Origin of the sequence: Flectobacillus sp. BAB-3569, from assembly GCF_002270355.1 — a bacterium.
In the GTDB taxonomy this organism is placed as follows: domain Bacteria; phylum Bacteroidota; class Bacteroidia; order Cytophagales; family Spirosomataceae; genus Flectobacillus; species Flectobacillus roseus.
In genome coordinates, this window is the sequence record NZ_NJFZ01000107.1 from 1 (window position 1) to 1242 (window position 1242).

The 1242-nt window shown below is 44.6% G+C and carries 1 protein-coding gene; it reads left to right on the top strand.

Features of this window, described 5'->3' with window-relative positions; translation table 11 throughout:
* On the top strand, nucleotides 1-1242 hold a 1242-nt coding region (locus BWI92_RS27615; protein ID WP_176464565.1), incomplete at both ends, for a hypothetical protein.

Here is a 1242-nt window from a genome sequence, read left to right on the forward strand (position 1 = left end):
GGATAACACAACAACATGTGAAACAGCAACAGGCTCACGTCAAGGCGTAATTGGAACGGTTAACCCAATCCCAAGTGCACCAAGTGCCAATAACGTAGTAGGCGCCTCAAGATGTGAATCAGGTGTAGTGACTTTGACAGCGACTTGTTCAACAGGTCAAACAGTACAATGGTATGCAAGTCAGAGTTCAACGAGCGTGTTGACGACAGGTACGAGTTATGCCCCAAGTTTGACAGCAACGACGACTTATTATGTAGGTTGTAAAGACAACACGACAACTTGTGAAACGACAACAGGAACACGTCAAGGAGTAACAGGTACCGTAAATCCAAACTTACCAGCACCAAGTTCATCAAATGTACAAGGTGGAGCAGTTTGCGGAAGTGGCGTAGTAAACCTAAGTGCAGTATGTTCATCAGGTCAAACCGTACAATGGTATGCTAGCCAGACCTCAACAAGTGTATTGACAACAGGCACCAGCTACGCACCAAGTATTACAGCAACGACGACTTATTTTGTAGGATGTAAAGACAATACAACGACTTGTGAAACGGCAACAAATTCACGTCAAGCAGTAGTAGGAACAGTGAATCCAATCCCAAGCGCACCAAGTGCAGGGAATGTAACTAATAACTCAAGATGTGGTAGTGGAATTGTAAACTTAAGTGCAACATGCTCAACAGGCCAAACAGTACAATGGTATGCAAGTCAGACCTCGACAACAGTGTTGTCGACAGGCACCAGCTATGCACCAAGTATTGCAGCGACTACGACTTATTATGTAGGTTGTAAAGATAATACTACGACTTGTGAGACGGCGACCAACTCACGTCAAACAGTTGTAGGAACAGTTAACCCAATTCCAAGCGCACCAAGTTCAAGTAATGTAACGAATGGTGCAGTTTGCGGAAGTGGTGTAGTGAATTTAACCGCAACTTGTACGACAGGTCAAACAGTACAATGGTATGCAAGTCAGAGTTCGACAAGTGTATTGACAACAGGTACAAGTTATGCACCAAGCATCACAGCCACGACAACATACTTTGTGGGATGTAAGGATAACACAACAACATGTGAAACAGCAACAGGCTCACGTCAAGGCGTAATTGGAACGGTTAACCCAATCCCAAGTGCACCAAGTGCCAATAACGTAGTAGGCGCCTCAAGATGTGAATCAGGTGTAGTGACTTTGACAGCGACTTGTTCAACAGGTCAAACAGTACAATGGTATGCAAGTCAGAG